15 protein-coding genes are annotated in these 16,507 nt (G+C 57.1%); 3 read left to right on the top strand and 12 right to left on the bottom strand.

Features of this window, described 5'->3' with window-relative positions; translation table 11 throughout:
- Window positions 1-13: 13 nt before the first annotated feature.
- Window positions 14-2,422 carry a ligase-associated DNA damage response DEXH box helicase gene (locus ACFIO0_RS02685; protein WP_390913334.1) on the top strand — a complete coding sequence of 803 codons (2,409 nt, stop codon included), beginning with the start codon at window positions 14-16 and terminating at the stop codon, window positions 2,420-2,422.
- A gap of 44 nt (window positions 2,423-2,466) precedes the next feature.
- On the top strand, window positions 2,467-3,129 hold the full coding sequence (pdeM, locus tag ACFIO0_RS02680; protein WP_390913333.1) for a ligase-associated DNA damage response endonuclease PdeM: 663 nt from the start codon (window positions 2,467-2,469) through the stop codon (window positions 3,127-3,129).
- Between the two features lies 1 nt (window position 3,130).
- Here the strand turns inward: pdeM and ACFIO0_RS02675 are convergent, their stop codons facing one another.
- The gene (locus tag ACFIO0_RS02675; RefSeq protein WP_390913331.1) at window positions 3,131-3,913 is read right to left on the bottom strand and encodes a LytTR family transcriptional regulator DNA-binding domain-containing protein; all 783 of its coding nucleotides are present in this window, start codon (window positions 3,911-3,913) and stop codon (window positions 3,131-3,133) included.
- A gap of 118 nt (window positions 3,914-4,031) precedes the next feature.
- Window positions 4,032-4,769 carry a LytTR family transcriptional regulator DNA-binding domain-containing protein gene (locus ACFIO0_RS02670; RefSeq protein ID WP_390913330.1) on the bottom strand — a complete coding sequence of 246 codons (738 nt, stop codon included), beginning with the start codon at window positions 4,767-4,769 and terminating at the stop codon, window positions 4,032-4,034.
- 108 nt (window positions 4,770-4,877) lie between these two features.
- Between ACFIO0_RS02670 and ACFIO0_RS02665 the strand changes: the two genes are divergently transcribed.
- Complete coding sequence (locus tag ACFIO0_RS02665; protein WP_390913328.1) at window positions 4,878-5,276, top strand: DUF2306 domain-containing protein; 399 nt, start codon at window positions 4,878-4,880, stop codon at window positions 5,274-5,276.
- Here the strand turns inward: ACFIO0_RS02665 and folD are convergent.
- The 10 genes from folD to tolR all read right to left on the bottom strand — a co-directional run bounded on the left by folD (window position 5,273) and on the right by tolR (window position 16,505).
- Window positions 5,273-6,175 carry a bifunctional methylenetetrahydrofolate dehydrogenase/methenyltetrahydrofolate cyclohydrolase FolD gene (gene folD / locus ACFIO0_RS02660; RefSeq protein WP_390913326.1) on the bottom strand — a complete coding sequence of 301 codons (903 nt, stop codon included), beginning with the start codon at window positions 6,173-6,175 and terminating at the stop codon, window positions 5,273-5,275. The genes ACFIO0_RS02665 and folD overlap by 4 nt on opposite strands.
- A gap of 134 nt (window positions 6,176-6,309) precedes the next feature.
- Complete coding sequence (locus tag ACFIO0_RS02655) at window positions 6,310-7,986, bottom strand: formate--tetrahydrofolate ligase (protein ID WP_390913325.1); 1,677 nt, start codon at window positions 7,984-7,986, stop codon at window positions 6,310-6,312.
- A gap of 154 nt (window positions 7,987-8,140) precedes the next feature.
- Complete coding sequence (locus ACFIO0_RS02650) at window positions 8,141-8,740, bottom strand: MOSC domain-containing protein (protein WP_390913324.1); 600 nt, start codon at window positions 8,738-8,740, stop codon at window positions 8,141-8,143.
- A gap of 119 nt (window positions 8,741-8,859) precedes the next feature.
- Window positions 8,860-10,776 carry an ATP-dependent zinc metalloprotease FtsH gene (ftsH, locus tag ACFIO0_RS02645; RefSeq protein ID WP_390913323.1) on the bottom strand — a complete coding sequence of 639 codons (1,917 nt, stop codon included), beginning with the start codon at window positions 10,774-10,776 and terminating at the stop codon, window positions 8,860-8,862.
- 83 nt (window positions 10,777-10,859) lie between these two features.
- Window positions 10,860-12,122 (bottom strand): tRNA lysidine(34) synthetase TilS, encoded by a 1,263-nt coding sequence (gene tilS / locus ACFIO0_RS02640; protein WP_390913321.1) that lies wholly within the window; start codon window positions 12,120-12,122, stop codon window positions 10,860-10,862.
- Complete coding sequence (gene ybgF, locus ACFIO0_RS02635; RefSeq protein ID WP_390913319.1) at window positions 12,113-12,934, bottom strand: tol-pal system protein YbgF; 822 nt, start codon at window positions 12,932-12,934, stop codon at window positions 12,113-12,115. Before ybgF ends, tilS begins: the two co-directional genes overlap by 10 nt.
- Window positions 12,935-12,957: 23 nt before the next feature.
- Window positions 12,958-13,476, bottom strand: a complete 519-nt coding sequence (pal, locus tag ACFIO0_RS02630; protein ID WP_390913317.1) for a peptidoglycan-associated lipoprotein Pal — start codon at window positions 13,474-13,476, stop codon at window positions 12,958-12,960.
- 96 nt (window positions 13,477-13,572) lie between these two features.
- Window positions 13,573-14,892 carry a Tol-Pal system beta propeller repeat protein TolB gene (gene tolB / locus ACFIO0_RS02625; RefSeq protein WP_390913315.1) on the bottom strand — a complete coding sequence of 440 codons (1,320 nt, stop codon included), beginning with the start codon at window positions 14,890-14,892 and terminating at the stop codon, window positions 13,573-13,575.
- Entirely contained in the window at window positions 14,889-15,965 is a 1,077-nt protein-coding gene (locus tag ACFIO0_RS02620) for an energy transducer TonB (protein WP_390913314.1), read from the bottom strand. Before ACFIO0_RS02620 ends, tolB begins: the two co-directional genes overlap by 4 nt.
- Window positions 15,966-16,016: 51 nt before the next feature.
- Window positions 16,017-16,505 carry a protein TolR gene (gene tolR, locus ACFIO0_RS02615; protein WP_390913312.1) on the bottom strand — a complete coding sequence of 163 codons (489 nt, stop codon included), beginning with the start codon at window positions 16,503-16,505 and terminating at the stop codon, window positions 16,017-16,019.
- Between the last annotated feature and the right edge of the window lie 2 nt (window positions 16,506-16,507).

Below are 16,507 nucleotides of genomic sequence, written 5' to 3'. Positions count from 1 at the left end.
ATACACTTGCTGAATGTCCGCACTGCCACACATTTTCCAATCATGGTTCGATACAAAAGGCTGGTCCATCCATCCGCATCAGCAGGCCATGTTGGTGCGCAGTGATGATCCTGCGCTGTTGCTGATTGCCCCGACTGGTGGTGGTAAAACATTGGCCGGCTTTCTGCCAACGCTTGTCGATCTGGCCACCCAAGATCACGACGGGATGCACACGCTGTACATCTCGCCGCTCAAGGCGTTGGCCGCAGACATCAAACGAAATCTGCGCACGCCGGTCGATGAAATGAACCTGAACATCCGGATTGAGGATCGCACCGGCGATACCACCCGAACCCAAAAACGCAGGCAGCGCGCAGACCCGCCGCATATTCTACTGACCACACCGGAATCCCTTGCGCTGCTCACCAGCTACGACGACGCACACCGCACGTTCAAAGGGCTCAAGCGTGTCGTAGTCGATGAAATTCATGCCCTTGCAGAAAGCAAACGTGGCGATCAATTGTTCCTTGCTTTGGCACGGCTACAAACCCTGTGTCCCGATCTGAAACGGGTCGGCTTGTCGGCCACGGTCGAGGACCCAAACGCAATCGCGCACTTGCTTGCCCGCCATCCTGATCCTTGCGAAATCCTGCTCGCTGATCCCGGCCCCGCCCCGGATATTCAGATGCTCACGACAGACGATCCGCCGCCTTGGTCAGGCAATGGTGCCAAATATTCTATTCCCGCGGTGCTGGATCAAATCAAACAGCACAAGACCACACTGATTTTTCACAACACGCGTGCGCAGGCGGAAATTTTCTTTCACAATCTGTGGCTTGCCAATGATCAAAGCCTGCCAATCGGCATTCACCACGGCAGCCTTGATCGGGTCCAACGCGAGCGGGTCGAGGCGGCAATGGTGCGCGGTGATCTGCGCGCAATTGTCTGTACCGGCTCGCTTGATCTGGGGATCGATTGGGGGGACGTAGATTTGGTGATCCAGATCGGTGCGCCCAAAAACGTTAAACGCTTGGTCCAACGGATCGGACGCGCCAATCACCGTTACAACGCCCCGTCCAAGGCGCTTTTGGTGCCTGCCAACCGCTTCGAAGTGGTTGAATGCATCGCAGCCCTTGAGGCCGCAAAAGAAGGCGAATTAGACGGTGATCCACGCGGCCCCGGCCCACGCGACGTCTTGTGCCAACACATCCTGATCGCCGCCTGCGCAGGCCCGTTTGACGCCGGCGCATTATTCACCGAAATGACCAGTGCCGGCGCATACAGCACGTTGTCACGCGCCGATTTTGACGCGTGCCTCGACTTCTGCGCAACCGGTGGCTATGCTCTGCGCGCCTACGACAAATGGAAACGCTTACAGCAACGCCCCGATGGCATGTGGCAATTGCGTGACCCGCGCAGCACCCGTGCAATCCGCATGAACCTCGGCACGATCCAAGACACCGACACGCTTAAGGTCCGCCTCAAACGCAGTCGCGGCGGCAAACCACTGGGCGAAATCGAAGAAGCCTTTGCCGCAACTCTGACCCCCGGTGATACCTTTCTGATCGGCGGGCAAATTGTGCGGTACGAAGGCCTGCGTGAAATGACCGTCGAGGTCACAAAACGCGCGGACAAGAAGCCCAAGATCGCGACGTTCTCAGGCACTAAATTTTCAACCTCGACACAGCTAAGCCAACGCATCCTGCGGATGTTTCAACAAGAAACGTGGCCCGAGTTGCCACAACACACGGCTGATTGGCTGGCCCTGCAACGCAAGGTGTCGCGGCTGCCTGAACCGGGACGTTTGCTGGTCGAAACCTTTCCGCACGACGATCGCGCCCACACAGTGATCTACGGGTTTGCTGGGCGCAACGCGATGCAAACGCTGGGCCTGTTGTTAACCAACCGGATGGAGGACGCAGGTCTGAACCCGTTGGGCTTTCTTGCCACTGACTACGCCACGATGATCTGGGGCTTGGACGCCGTGCGCGACCCTGCCGCGCTGTTCGATCTCGAAACGCTGCGCGATGGCCTAGACACATGGCTTGCCGGAAACGCGGTGATGAAACGCACGTTTCGCGCCTCTGCAACCATCGCAGGGCTGATCGAACGCAACAGCCCCAGCGCGCGCAAATCGGGGCGACAAGCGACCTTTAGCTCCGATATTCTGTATGACACACTGCACAAATATGACCCAGACCACGTTATGATGCAGATCACCCGCGAAGAAGCGATGAAAGGCCTGATCGATTTTGGCCGGATCGAAGACATGATCCGCCGAATAGATGGCCGCATTGACCTGATCGAAAATACTCAAATCACGCCGTTGGCAGCCCCCCTTTTCCTTGAGGTTGGGCGCGTTCCTGTCAAAGGGCTGGCCGAGGAAAAACTGTTAGCAGAAGAAGCCGCGCGCCTGATGGCAACGGCAGGTTTGACGTCTTAACAAACTTCTGGAAATTCCGGGGCGTTAACGATACGAAACAAACCATGAACGGATGCAACATCACTTTGGCTGGCGCGCAATTGACGGCCTTTGGATCAGGCGCGTTGTGGTGGGACGCGCATAATTTGTTGTGCGTGTCGGACTTGCATCTGGGCAAATCCGAACGCATTTTGCGTCGTGGTGGCGCCGCCTTACCGCCCTACGAGACCCGCGATACTCTGTCGCGTTTGGAACGTGATCTAGAGGCAACAGGCGCGCGAATTGTAGTCTGCCTCGGCGACAGTTTTGATGATCTAGCCGCCGCACAAAGCCTGTCTGAAACTGAACGTTTATGGATCACACGCCTGCAGGCGGGACGTCGATGGATTTGGATCGAAGGCAATCATGATCCCGGCCCAATCGACCTTGGTGGCAGTCACTTGGCCGAATTGCCCCTGCCCCCGATCATCTTTCGCCACATCGCCCAAACAGGAAATAGCGCCGAAATTTCAGGGCACTATCATCCAAAGGCGCAAATTTCGATGCCTGGACGCAGCCTGTCACGCCCTGCGTTTTTGTTGGACAGTGACCGTTTGATTATGCCCGCTTATGGGACTTACACTGGCGGTTTGCGCAGCTCAGACGAGGCGCTTACGCGGATTATGCGATCCGACGCGACCGCAATTTTAACAGGTCGCACGCCTCACCAAATTCCGATGCCACGCTAGCCTATAGCAGTCCCGCAGCCTCAATGTTGGTTTGGTATTTCCGACTGACCGGAACCTCGTCTTGATTTTTCATAACCAAAACCGGGCGCCCTTTGCGCATTATCACGTGGCTAACAGCCGACTGGTTCACCCAATGTGATCGGTGGGTGAAATATCCTGTTAGTCCGGCGATTTCTTCGACCGCATCAGCAAAGCGCATCCGCAGGTCAAAGGATCCTTGCGAAGTAACAACCAACACTATGTGACCGTTCACAGTCAGTCGCAAAATCTGACCAGAAAAGCCGTGCGGAAGACGTCGGGTAAGGCGTGGCTGTTGTGCGATAGACTCTTGTTGCTCAGCCGGCCTGGCAATTCGCGGCACCCAATAAATGATCACAGACAACGCCGCACAAATCACCAAAACCTCGGAGGCAAGCAATAGATACCCTGGCGGCGAGACCGTCAAACCGGGAAATGCTGCCTGCGTCCAAACCTGCAAAAATGCTGTGAACACCGCCGTCATTGCCAATATAACTAGGCACTCGCGGGTGAGAAAACTGTAGCGTGCAAAATATTTTGAAATCAATGCCTTACTGCAAGCAGCGACCACCAAAGATGTGGCAATCAAGACCATCCAATAGAGCAAGCGTTCGCCAAAATCGCCTGCCTCATACGTGCCAAACGGCCCTGCGATTGCGAACAGGACTGAAATCATTCCCAGTACCCCGATCCGCACGGCCCATCCGGCAAGTTTCGGGTCCAGCCTTGATCTTACGTCGCTCGCGGTATCATCTTTTGAAATCAATTTTTGGGTCTCTGCGTTTAGCCGGGCTGTGACGCCATTGTGCGTCAATAGAATTAAAAATCAACACGTTATCCGAACACGCGCGACGCAAATCAGCGATGGTAACAATTACCCAACGTCATTCCCTTATAGGGTGCACAAGTCGCGCAATACGACCACGGTTGTTGCGGCTGACCGGAATTTCTGCGCCGTCTTCGGTTGTCAAAAAATCACGCCCTGCCCGTCGCTTATGGGCACTGACGGCCCCACGCGCGATCCAATGAGAGCGATGTACTTGCGTGCCATATCCGTCCTCAAGCTCCTTTGCTGCATCCCCGATCCGCATCAAGATCAGACTGTCGCCAGCGGCGGTCACAACCTTTAAATAATGATCCTGTGCTTCGAGACGGATCAATCGGGATCGCTTTTCCAATGGCAGGCGTTCCAGGAATTTTGCCAGCCGGCTTTCGTCTTGAACTTGGGGCACATCCGGGCGCAGCAGCCTGATCGTCAAAAACACCAATGCGACAACGACACCCACGATAGCCATCAGGTAAAAGTACTTTCCCCAACCGCTCCACACACTGAACAGCGCGACATTTGCCGTATGAATGCCCGCGCTTAACACCGCCGCAAAACCGAACCAAACCAGCAGTTTGATTTGCAGAGATTTTCCATCTTGCAGGCGCACCGCCACGGTACTTAGACCGACCGAGGCCGCGCACACACAGCACCAATAAACGGCACGTGGCAAGAATGTCATCGCCTCATGCGTCCCGAACGGACCGGACACAGCCGTCAGCACACTGGCAATCGCCCAGATGCCTAAAGGTATCCAAAGCCACTGCATTTCACGCACCGTCAACGGTTTGCCCATCCAAATTGCAGACTTTCACGAAAGGATCGCCCCTTTGGCGCATGGTCAATTGCGAGAAAAATCATTGTCCGTCCTAACGGTTGTATCTTTTGAAACACGGACACTGACATGACCCTCGCCCCCCTTCAAAACGCACCACTTGTAGTGCAGGCACACGCAATGGTGGCCCTGTTCCTCGTCATCCTAACTCTGGTCCTGTTTGTATTCAAACGCGGATCAAGGTTTCACCGCATTTTGGGATGGGCTTGGGTGATTTCAATGGGTTGCGTCGCATTTTCCAGCTTTTGGATCAGCACGATACAGCAATTCGGGCCTTTCAGCCTTATTCATCTGCTGTCTGTTTTCACGCTAGGGGCATTGGTGATGAACGTGCGCGCGGCCCGAATGCACAACGTAAAAGCGCACCAAAGAGGCATGAAATCCCTCATTTTTGGTGCGCTTGTCGTCGCCGGAATATTCACAATATTGCCCGGCAGAATTATGTTTGAGGTGTTGACCGGCGGTTAAGCGGTCAGCCCTTCCGGCTCTTCCAAACCGTTGGCGCGGCAGCACGCCGTGACCGTATTGGCCAGCAAGCACGCGATCGTCATTGGCCCAACGCCGCCCGGAACTGGCGTGATGGCCCCTGCGCGCGCGGCACAAGATTCGTAATGTACGTCGCCCACCAATTTGGTTTTGCCCTCACCTTTTTCTGGCGCGTCCAAACGGTTGATGCCTACGTCGATGACGGTTGCGCCCTCTTTGATCCAATCGCCCGGGATCATTTCAGGACGACCCACCGCAGCGACAACGATGTCGGCACGGCGCACAACGTCAGCCAAATCTTTGGTCCGCGAATGTGCGATGGTGACGGTCGCACTGTCGTTCAGCAACAATTGCGCCATCGGTTTGCCCACAATGTTCGAGCGACCAACAACAACAGCGTCCATGCCCGAAATCGATCCGTGGTGATCGCGCAGCATCATCAAGCAGCCCAGCGGCGTGCAAGGCACCATAGATTTTTGGCCCGTGCCCAACAAACCAACGTTCGAGATATGAAAGCCGTCAACGTCCTTGGCGGGCGAGATCGAGTTGATGATCAAATCTTCGTCCAAATGCTTTGGCAGCGGCAATTGGCACAGGATGCCGTGGATTTCAGGATCATTGTTCAACTGATCGATGACGGCCAGCAAATCGGCTTCGGAGGTGTTCACATCCAGCTTATGCTCAACTGACTTCATGCCAACTTCGACGGTCATTTTGCCTTTGGAACGGACGTAAACCTGGCTCGCGGGGTCTTCGCCCACCAGAACCACAGCCAAACCCGGCGTAATGCCGTGATCTGCGACCAAACGGGTCACGTGTGTTTTCACTTTGTCACGCACGGTTGCCGCAAAGGCTTTGCCGTCAATTACTGTTGCTGCCATCTGAGACACCCCATCATTCGCTGTTCAAATACTCACCGCCGATGTGGCGGTCTTGACGCCAAAAGCGTTAAGGGCGGAGCGATTGTGGCTCGATGCCCAATCGCTCCGCCCCGTTTTCTCGCAAGCCTAAAGGTTTAGAACAACCCTTCGACTTCGCCTTTGTCGTTCAGGCAGATTGCCTCGGCGGATGGGACACGTGGCAGACCCGGCATTGTCATGATCTCACCGCAGATGGCGACCACAAAACCCGCACCCGCGCTCAAACGCACTTCACGCACAGGCACAGAGTGGCCCGTTGGCGCGCCGCGAACTGTTGGGTCCGTGGTGAACGAGTATTGCGTTTTCGCCATGCATACCGGCAAGTTGCCGTAGCCTTGGTCTTCCCATGTTTTCAGCTGGTCGCGGATCTTTTGGTCCATCAACGCTTCGTCCGCGCGATAGATACGCTTGGCGATGGTGTTGATTTTTTCGGCCAGTGGCATGTCATCAGGGTAGATCGGTGCAAAGTTCGCAACACCCGAGTCTGCGATTTCGGCGACGCGTGTCGCCAAATCTGCGGACCCTTCGGACCCCAGTTCCCAGTGACGCGACAGGATCGCTTCGGCGCCTTGGCTTTCAACGTAGTCCTTGATCGCTTGCACTTCGGCGTCCGTGTCCGTGACAAAGTGGTTGATCGCGACGACCACTGGCACCCCAAAGGATTTCAGGTTTTCAACGTGACGACCCAAGTTCGGGCACCCGTTTTGAACCGCTTCGACGTTTTCAGAACCCAGGTCAGCCTTGGCCACGCCACCGTTCATTTTCATCGCGCGCACTGTGGCGACGCAAACGACAACAGACGGGGACAAGCCGGCTTTGCGGCATTTGATGTTCAGGAACTTTTCAGCGCCCAGATCCGCGCCAAAGCCCGCTTCGGTCACAACATAGTCCGCCAGTTTCAGCGCTGTTGTGGTCGCGATAACAGAGTTACAGCCGTGCGCGATGTTCGCAAATGGACCGCCGTGAACAAATGCCGGGTTGTTTTCCAGCGTCTGTACGATGTTTGGCTGCATTGCGTCTTTCAGCAGAACGGTCATTGCGCCGTCGGCTTTGATGTCGCGTGCATAGATCGGTTTACGTTCGCGCGTGTAGGCCACGATCATGTCGCCCAGACGGGTTTGCAGGTCTTGCAAATCTTTGGACAAGCACAGAATGGCCATAACTTCGGACGCCACTGTGATGTCAAAACCGGCCTCACGTGGGAAGCCGTTGGCCACACCACCCAAAGATGCCGTGATCGTGCGCAAGGCGCGATCGTTCATGTCAACAACCCGGCGCCACACGATGCGGCGCACGTCGATGTCCAGTGCGTTGCCCCAGTAAACGTGGTTGTCGATCATCGCAGACAACAAGTTGTGCGCGGATGTGATGGCGTGAAAGTCACCGGTAAAGTGCAGGTTCATTTCTTCCATTGGAACGATTTGCGCGTAACCGCCGCCAGCAGCCCCGCCCTTCATGCCAAAGTTTGGTCCCAGCGACGCTTCGCGGATACAAACGCAGGCGTTCTTGCCGATGCGGTTCAGGCCATCACCGAGGCCAACAGTTGTTGTGGTTTTACCCTCACCCGCTGGTGTCGGGTTGATCGCAGTGACCAGGATCAGCTTGCCATCTTTGCGGTCTTGAACCGAGTTGATGAACTCTTGGCTGACTTTTGCTTTGTCGTGGCCGTATGGCAGCAGGTCGTCCGTCGAGATGCCCAACTTTGCGCCAATCTCTTGGATTGGCAGTTTGTTGGCTTCGCGTGCGATTTGGATGTCGGTTTTATAGCCCATGAGAATCCCTTTACTCGGTGGTCAGGCAGAAATGCTTGTCGCCTGCATACTCCCGTGTACGGGTTCAACTAGGTTGCATTTCCGACATTTCCCGCCGTTGATGCGGCGTTGGCGCGCAATCTGGTTTCTTTTCGGAAACGATTGGGCTGTGTGCTCAGGTAAACAGATCACCCAAAGGCGACCACGCCCGCTGGTCAGGTACGTGCAGGCGCAGCGTATCGCCGATCTGAAACAGCCCCTCGCGTTCGACCCACGCTGTCACCCCGCGCCGGTCTTTGGCCGCAGGCTTGAACGCTTTGCCAAAGCCTATGTGCTCGGCCTCGATTTCGCGGCCTGGAAACACGCAGGGGCGGTTTTCCATGTCGATCACGATGCTCGCTCCGCTGGTTTCGCATTGCAATCGTGCCGAGGGCGGAACGTGCGTGAAATCAGGAATGCCCTCGATCACCATCGACACCCCCATCAGGCTCGGGTCGATGTCGGCCAGTTTCATGGTCGCGGCGATCCCGGCGATCTCTTCAACAGAGAGCACGCTCAGCTGGCGCACATTTCGGATTTCCGTGCCCTCAGGATACTGTGATCGCACCCGCACACACGATGACCGTGTCGCACCGCCGTGCGCCTCGCCTTCAAACCCGTCAAAGCTGGCGAATGCGCTTTGCAACGGCTCAGAGCGCAGCGTGCCGCCGTCCTGCACGACACGTCCAAGCCACGTGATGCGGGCGGTGTACTCTGTGGGGGCAAGGGCTGGCATCGGATTCTCCTGATCGGTTCCCCCAAATATTGATCCAAAAACAAAGGCCCCGCAAGTTGCGAGGCCTTTGATCTGTGATGATGTTTTGTGAGAAACCTATCTGATTTCGTGATCAGAGTTTACGTCGGCTCCGGCAGACCGTCATCCGCAGGTGGCGGCGTCTTTTTCGACTTTGCCTTTGGGATCGCAGTCAAGCTGGGTGCATTACCGCCGTCTGAGGCATTGTCATCCTCGTCCTCAGGTGCATGCGGTGGTTCGCCCCGCATCACGCGCCCGATTTCTTCACCTGTCAGCGTTTCATATTCCAACAAGCCTTGGGCCAGACGTTCAAATTCGACGTCTTTTTCCTGAATGATTTTCATCGCCCAGTCATAACCGTCTTGGATGAACATCTGCACTTCTTCTTCGATCAGCTCTTTGGTGTTGGCGGACACGGACAGGCCGGTGGTCTTGCCGTTGTAGCCTTCGGCCGCTTCGGCGTAGTCGATGTTGCCAACTTTGTCGGACATGCCCCAGCGCAGAACCATCGCACGCGCTAAACCTGACGCTTGCATGATGTCGCCCGCAGGACCGTTTGAAACAGAATCCGCACCGTATTTGTGGATTTCAGCCGCTTTGCCCGCCATGGTCATGGCCAAACGCTGGTGGCATTCGTCCTTGAACATGTTGAGACGATCCATTTCAGGCAGGCTCATCACCATGCCCAACGCACCCCCGCGTGGAATGATCGTCGCTTTGTAAACTGGATCACATTTCGGCAACGTCATGCCAACCAGCGCGTGGCCCGCCTCGTGGTACGCTGTCATTTCTTTTTGCGCTGTGGTCATAACCATAGAGCGGCGCTCGGCCCCCATCATGATCTTGTCCTTGGCGGATTCGAAATCAGCCATCGCAACAAACCGACGCCCAATGCGCGCTGCGGTCAAGGCGGCTTCGTTCACGAGGTTCGCAAGGTCAGCACCGGAAAAGCCCGGGGATCCACGCGCGATAATGCGCAGATCAACGTCAGGGCCCAGCGGGGTTTTGCGCGCATGCACACCCAAAATCTTTTCGCGACCTTTGATATCTGGATTGCCAACCGTGACCTGACGGTCAAAACGACCGGGGCGCAGCAAGGCTGGGTCCAGCACGTCTTTGCGGTTGGTGGCGGCGATGATGATGACACCTTCGTTCGCCTCAAAACCGTCCATTTCGACCAGCAATTGGTTCAACGTTTGCTCGCGCTCGTCGTTACCACCGCCGTAGCCTGCGCCACGTGAACGGCCGACCGCATCGATTTCATCGATAAACACGATACACGGCGCATTCTTTTTGGCTTGCTCGAACATGTCGCGCACACGCGATGCACCCACGCCGACGAACATCTCGACAAAATCAGAACCAGAGATGGTGAAGAACGGCACACCCGCCTCGCCCGCAATTGCGCGCGCCAGCAGTGTTTTACCCGTACCAGGAGGGCCTTCTAACAGCGCGCCTTTCGGGATTTTGCCGCCAAGACGCGAGAATTTCTGCGGATTGCGCAAGAACTCGACGATCTCTTCCAGCTCTTCCTTGGCTTCATCAATGCCGGCCACGTCGTCAAACGTCACGCGACCATGCTTTTCGGTCAGCATCTTGGCCTTGGACTTGCCAAAACCCATCGCCCCGCCTTTGCCGCCGCCCTGCATCCGGTTCATAAAGAAGATCCAGACACCGATCAGCAGTAACACTGGCAGGATGGTCAAAAGGAATGCGCTAAAGCCGCTTTGGGCCTGCTTTTTCGCTTCAAAGCTGACATTGTTGTCGATCAGCAATTCGGTGACGGCTGCGTCACCCGGAATGATCGCCACGCGCCGTTCGCCATTGCGAACATATGTGACCTGCTCGCCGTCAAGCTGGACGTCGTTGGCCGCCCCTCTTTTGACGTCAGCCACGAACTCGGAATATGTGCTGCCACCGCTTTGCTGCGATGTGTCCGCCCCGTTAAAGAGGTTGAACAGTGCAAGAACCAAAAGGAACAGAACCACCCAGAAGGCGATATTGCGTGCGTTGCCCAAGGAAAATCTCCTAAAAACTATGGTCGCGGCCTAGGAATTTGGCCCGATCCGTTGCCTATAAGATAGAGGTCGTGGGGATTTCTTCAATGCGAAAGCAGAAAGGTTTGGAAATTTGCGACAATCTGCGCGCTCCAACCCTGATTGTACCCTGCAATTGGGGCTGCGATCAAATTTTTGCCCCTGAAAATGGCGGGTGAGGCCATCAAAGAGCGCCGCGGCACCCCCGAATCCCGCCAGTTCGGGCAGTCCGTGATCGCATCGCCCAGCGCGCGCACTTCAAGATCGTGTGAATGAGGGCCGTCCAGACGCCAACGCCCGTCCCAAATCTGATCCGTCGGGCATTTCGCATCCCGAACTGCGTTGAATTCGCGCGTGATGCGGATGGCTCCGTTTTCAGCGCTCAGCACGCAACCGGCACCCGTATGAGGCCGCGCATCTGGCAGGCGCATTTCCACATGCGGGATCGCATCTGCGCGTGGCGGATACCCGATGCCGCCAATCCACTGGATCGCTTTGCCCAGCAGCCGGCGTTCGATGTCCATTGGCAACGGGGGGGCAAGCGGCAACACAATGTCACCGCCCTGCTGAACCTCGCGCAAGTCAGCTTCTTGGCGGGTGTAGTGTTCCAGCGCTGTGCGGGCTTGTGCCATGTTGAAACTGACCGCATGCAACGTTTCGGCGTCGATCCCGAGAGGGGCAAGCGTGTGCAACGCTTTGCGCGCACGGGTGCGAGAATAGCTGGGATCATCGTTGGTCGGATCCTCGGCCCAATGCACGTCATGGCGACGCAGGTAGTCGCGCAGCTCAGACCGGCTTTGTTGCCACAAGGGGCGCGCCCAACGGATGCCGTTGCGTTCAAAATTGACGTCCATCGTAGCCAGACCATCGACGCCAGCCTTGCGTCCCAACCGCATCAAAAATGTCTCGGCAACATCATCGCCGGTGTGGCCCAAAACGATACCTTCGATGCTGCGGGTTTTGGCCCAATCCGCCATCAACGCGTAACGGGCATCGCGGGCGGCGGCCGACAGATTGCCCTGACCGGTCCAACCGGTCCATTGCAACGTGGTGTGTGGAATTTTCGCGCGCTCGCACATTGCGCTGACCATCGCCGCCTCATCCGCGGCTTCGGGGCGCAGACCATGATCGACTGTGACCGCTTCGATCAGATGGCCCGTTTGTGCCGCACAGCGGGCCAGCAGATGCAGCAGCGCCATGCTGTCGCCACCACCCGAAACAGCGATGCCGATTTTTTGAGGGGTCTTGCGGCCAAAACCGGTACTAACGCTGTGCAAAAGCGGCGCGTCCTGCCCCTGCGCAAGCAACCAGTCCGTGTCTAGCTGCATCCGATGTTGCGCATCTGCGAATTGGCGAGCAACGCAGAAGGATCATTCGGGAACCGCGCAGACACTTCGCCCAAAGTCACGCATGCCTCGCTGGTTTGACCCAGTTTGCCCAGCGATGCGCCCAGTTTGTACAGCGCTTCTGCCGCATCCACACCGGTTTGGTCCTGACTGAATGCATCGAGATAGGCGCGGGCCGCATTGCGGGTGTCACCCACTGCATCCAGCGCATCGCCGCGTTTCAGATCGGCAGTGGTCGCTAGCGGACCACCTGGATAGGTCTGATTAAAGGTCGCAAACTGCTCTGCAGCGGTTTGAAAGCTACCGGATGCGAGCGCCTCCGACGCCCGCTCAAAGTCTGCCTGTTCTTGGCTTGCAAGTTGGCCTGTGTTGGTCGGCGTCGTTGGTTCGGGGACCACGGCTGTGGTGGCCGTTTGCCCTGCCCCGCCAAGGGTCGATGTTTCGGCCAACGCGCCCACATCGCCGCCTTCAAGTTCGACCAGACGGAATTCAAGATCACCGATGCGGTTGGTGCCGTCAGTCACAACACGGTCGATGCGGAATTCCAACTGTTCGGTTTTGCCCGTCAAACGCTGCAATTCGGATTCAATCGAATTGACCCGGTCCAGCAGACCACCAGCACCAACCGTTCCGTTGGAGCCGCCGGTGGTCGACAGTTCGCGTTTAAGCTTTTGGATTTCGACATTCAAAATCGTCAATTCCTGACGAACGTCTGCCAGCGTTTCACTGTTTTGCGCGTGTGCTGCCAACGGCAACCACATCACACAGACAGCAATCAAAGCACTGTATCGCATCAAAACCCCACTCAAACCCTAGTTTATCCAGTTAAGCCTGCTGCCAGCACCGTCACAGCGCGACGGTTTTTGGCATAGCATGCCTCCTCAGAGCATACTTCGATCGGACGTTCTTTGCCATAGCTGACAATTTGCAAACGGTTCGCTGGCACACCTTTGGAAATCAGGTAGCTGCGGGCGGCGTCTGCGCGCTTGTTGCCAAGGCCGATGTTGTATTCGCGGGTGCCTTGCTCGTCTGCGTGGCCTTCGATGACTGCGGTGTAATCGGCGTTGGTCGTCAGCCAGGCGGCTTGTCCGTCCAATGTGGCTTGGCCCTGCGCGGTCAGGCTGGATTGATCAACCGCGAACAACACACGATCGCCAACGGCTTGCTGGAAATACGCGGCCGAGCTTGGGTCATTGGCGCTGCCGGCAACCACGCCTGTGTTGACACCCGCATTCGGGTCAAGCGCCCCGCCATCGCCGCCAAAGCGGTCCGGGTTTGTACAGGCTGCAAGGGCCAGCGCCCCAACGATCAAAAGTGCTTTTGTGGTGATTTTCATAGTGCTCTGCCTTATCATTTGCCGTATTTGTACGAATACATTTACTCATGTGTTAACACGTGTTTTGCGCCCTGTCATACCACGGCACATTTCATTTTATTTCTGCAGCGGTGACCAGCTGGGATCAGATCCGCCATCAGGCGTTTGGACGGGCCGCAAATTACGCCCCGTGATATCGACCGAATACAAAGATGACCGGCCAGACGCCCCTTGGGTTTCGCGATGAAACATGATCACGCGGCCATTGGGGGACCATGTCGGACCTTCGTCCAGGAACGACGCCGTTAGCAACCGCTCTTCGGACCCGTCCACACGCATCACACCGATGTGGAACCGTCCTTTGGATTGTTTGGTGAAGGCAACCAGATCGCCGCGCGGTGACCAAACAGGCGTGCCGTAACGGCCTTCGCCGAACGAGATCCGCTTGGCCTCGCCGCCACTTGCCGACATCACATACAGCTGCTGATTGCCCGAACGGTCGCTCTCAAACACGATTTGCGATCCATCGGGGCTAAAGCTGGGTGAGGTTTCGATCGACGGGGCCGACGTCAGGCGCGTGGTGCGCCCTGAATTGATGTCCATCGTGTAGATGTCAGTGTTGCTGCCCGTCGCTTGGGAATAGACCACCGTCTGCCCGTTGGGGGCAAAGCGCGGGGCAAAGCTGCTGGAGCCTTGCGCGCTTTCCAAAACGCGGCGCTGAACCGATCCGACATCCAAAACGTAGATGCGCGGGAAACCGGTTTCGTAGGATGTGTACAACACGCGGTCACCCGTCGGACTAAAGCGCGGGGCCAAAACGATAGACCGGCTGTCGGTCAGGTATTTCACGCCGGCACCGTCATAATCCATCACGGCAAGACGCTTTGCCCGCTTGTTCTTGGGGCCGGATTCAGAAACGAACACCACGCGGCTGTCGAAATATCCGCTTTCGCCGGTGATCCGGCTGTAGACGGCGTCTGCAACTTTGTGCGCCATGCGACGCCAGCCTGCGGTGGTCCCTTGGAACTGCAGGCCTTGGCCCAGTTCAGCACCCGAGAAAATATCGTACAGGCGGAATTTTACGGTGACATTGTTGCCCGAGACATTGACCGCCCCCGTCACCAACGCCTGCGCATTGATCGCGCGCCAGTCGGGGTAATTTACGGCTGCGCCAAAATCCGACACGCCGCTGACAAAGGCCGAGGCCGGGATTTCGCGAAACAACCCGGTGCCTTGCAAATCTGCCGCAACAACGCGTGCAAGCTGCGCGCCCATGTCCGCACTGCCGGCGTTTTCGGCGACAAAGTTGGGGGTCGCAAAGGGCAACGGTTCAATCACACCTTCGGTGATTTCGATCCGCAATGGACCAGACTGAGCAAAGCCAACGCTTACACTCAGCATCATCGCCAAAACGGCGGCCAAAAATCGTACCATCATTTGATGCGCATCCTTTCAGGATTGAACGTCATTTCAATGTCTTTCCACTGTCCGTATTTGTCACTTGGCAAATCATACCCCCCCTTGGCACAGCGAATTATCGCGCGCCGAGCGGCCTCGAATGCCTGTTTTGCTGCCGATGCAGAGCCACCAGAGCTGCCTGTCATCCGGATTGAGCTGGTATTGGGCTTGCCGTCTTGGGCCATCGACACGGCCACAACGACCGTGGTTTGCAACGCCTCGGACGATAGCGAGCCAACATTCCAGCAGCTGGAAACCGCCACGCGCAGCGCATCTTTTTCGCCCGCAGACAATGGCGGACCACTGGGTGCGGCTGTCTCTGCTGGTTCGTTTAATGCGGCGGCCAAGGCGTCATTAATGGCATCGCTGGTATCCGTCGTCTCCGCAGGTTCAGCCGGCGTCGGCGTGTCTGCGGGCTGCGTTTCTGCCTGCTGCACGGGTGGTTTGGGGCGACGCGCTGGTGGACGCATGGATGTTTCGGGCGCTGACGGAGTCTCAGCCTCTGTCACGATCTCGGTTGTGGCCTCTTCAGGAGCTGTCGCCTCTTGCGGCTCTTCCACAGTTTCACCGGTTTCAGCCTGCTCAACCGCGTCCTGCTGCACCGGATCAGGCACGGCTTCTGGATCTGGCAGGGCCACCGGTTCGGGGGCGACACGATCAGAAGGGCGCGGCACGGGGCGGTCGCTGGCTTCGGGCACGGCAACAGCGACGTCTTCGCTGGGCTGTTCCAAAACGGGCGCTGTATCTTCGACCTCAGCCTCGGGCGGGGGGGTCAATTCGGCGATTTCAGGCGTTGGATCGACGGTCGGGGTTGGGGCGACTTCGGGGGCCTCTTGGGCCACGGACGTGTCTTCTGACTGCGGCACCTCGACGGGGTCGTTCGCAACATCGGGCTGCACAGGTTGCGCCACATCCGTCGCAGACTGCGGGGATTGCTGGGCGGCCATCAACGCCTCGAATGCCTCGCCAGAAATGACGGAGACCTCAGTCGCCTCAATCGGCAAGGGTTCGGCACGAAACACGTTTCCGACCAGCAACCAGCTGATCAGCACAAAGTGCCCTGTCCCCGATATGATCTGACCTGTGTTCAAAACACACCCGTTTTATTGGTCGGTTTGATTGGAAACGGGGGCGTCAAGATTTGGCCCACCGATATCCGTCACCAATCCGATGTTCGAAAAGCCACCGGCATTCAGCGCGCCCATAACCTGCATCACGTCACTATAGGGGACCGCCCCGTCTGCGCGCAAAAAGACGCGGTCGCTGTCACGTTCAGCCGCGATAGCCCGCAGCCGCAGAACCAATTCGTTGCGCGGCGTTTCGGTGGTCTGGATCTGGACGGACCCAGCGGCCGTGATGGTTACGGTCAGCGGTTCTTCTTGATCTGCGGGCAACGCGCCGGCTGAGGTTTTTGGCAATTCAACCGGCACGCCCACAGTCGTTAAAGGGGCCGCAACCATAAAAATAATCAGCAACACCAGCATGACGTCAACAAACGGCGTGACGTTGATTTCGGACATCGGACGCGCGCGCCCGCCACGGCGGCGGCGACGAGTCCCGCCAGAATCCTTTTGTGCGACACCAGCCCCCATGA

The sequence above is a fragment of the Pseudosulfitobacter sp. SM2401 genome (assembly GCF_042932805.1).
In the GTDB taxonomy this organism is placed as follows: Bacteria; Pseudomonadota; Alphaproteobacteria; order Rhodobacterales; family Rhodobacteraceae; genus Ascidiaceihabitans.
The sequence above is the reverse complement of the archived record's forward strand: the minus strand, read 5'-3'. Positions and strand labels throughout refer to the sequence as shown.

Excerpts from the sequence above, each read along its gene's own strand:
- ybgF (WP_390913319.1), bottom strand. The coding sequence starts at position 12,934 with ATGCGATACAGTGCTTTGATTGCTGTCTGTGTGATGTGGTTGCCGTTG.
- pal (WP_390913317.1), bottom strand. The coding sequence starts at position 13,476 with ATGAAAATCACCACAAAAGCACTTTTGATCGTTGGGGCGCTGGCCCTT.
- ACFIO0_RS02650 (WP_390913324.1), bottom strand. The coding sequence starts at position 8,740 with ATGCCAGCCCTTGCCCCCACAGAGTACACCGCCCGCATCACGTGGCTT.
- folD (WP_390913326.1), bottom strand. The coding sequence starts at position 6,175 with ATGGCAGCAACAGTAATTGACGGCAAAGCCTTTGCGGCAACCGTGCGT.
- ACFIO0_RS02665 (WP_390913328.1), top strand. The coding sequence starts at position 4,878 with ATGACCCTCGCCCCCCTTCAAAACGCACCACTTGTAGTGCAGGCACAC.
- ACFIO0_RS02655 (WP_390913325.1), bottom strand. The coding sequence starts at position 7,986 with ATGGGCTATAAAACCGACATCCAAATCGCACGCGAAGCCAACAAACTG.
- pdeM (WP_390913333.1), top strand. The coding sequence starts at position 2,467 with ATGAACGGATGCAACATCACTTTGGCTGGCGCGCAATTGACGGCCTTT.
- ACFIO0_RS02670 (WP_390913330.1), bottom strand. The coding sequence starts at position 4,769 with ATGGGCAAACCGTTGACGGTGCGTGAAATGCAGTGGCTTTGGATACCT.
- tilS (WP_390913321.1), bottom strand. The coding sequence starts at position 12,122 with ATGCAGCTAGACACGGACTGGTTGCTTGCGCAGGGGCAGGACGCGCCG.
- ACFIO0_RS02685 (WP_390913334.1), top strand. The coding sequence starts at position 14 with ATGTCCGCACTGCCACACATTTTCCAATCATGGTTCGATACAAAAGGC.
- tolB (WP_390913315.1), bottom strand. The coding sequence starts at position 14,892 with ATGATGGTACGATTTTTGGCCGCCGTTTTGGCGATGATGCTGAGTGTA.
- tolR (WP_390913312.1), bottom strand. The coding sequence starts at position 16,505 with ATGGGGGCTGGTGTCGCACAAAAGGATTCTGGCGGGACTCGTCGCCGC.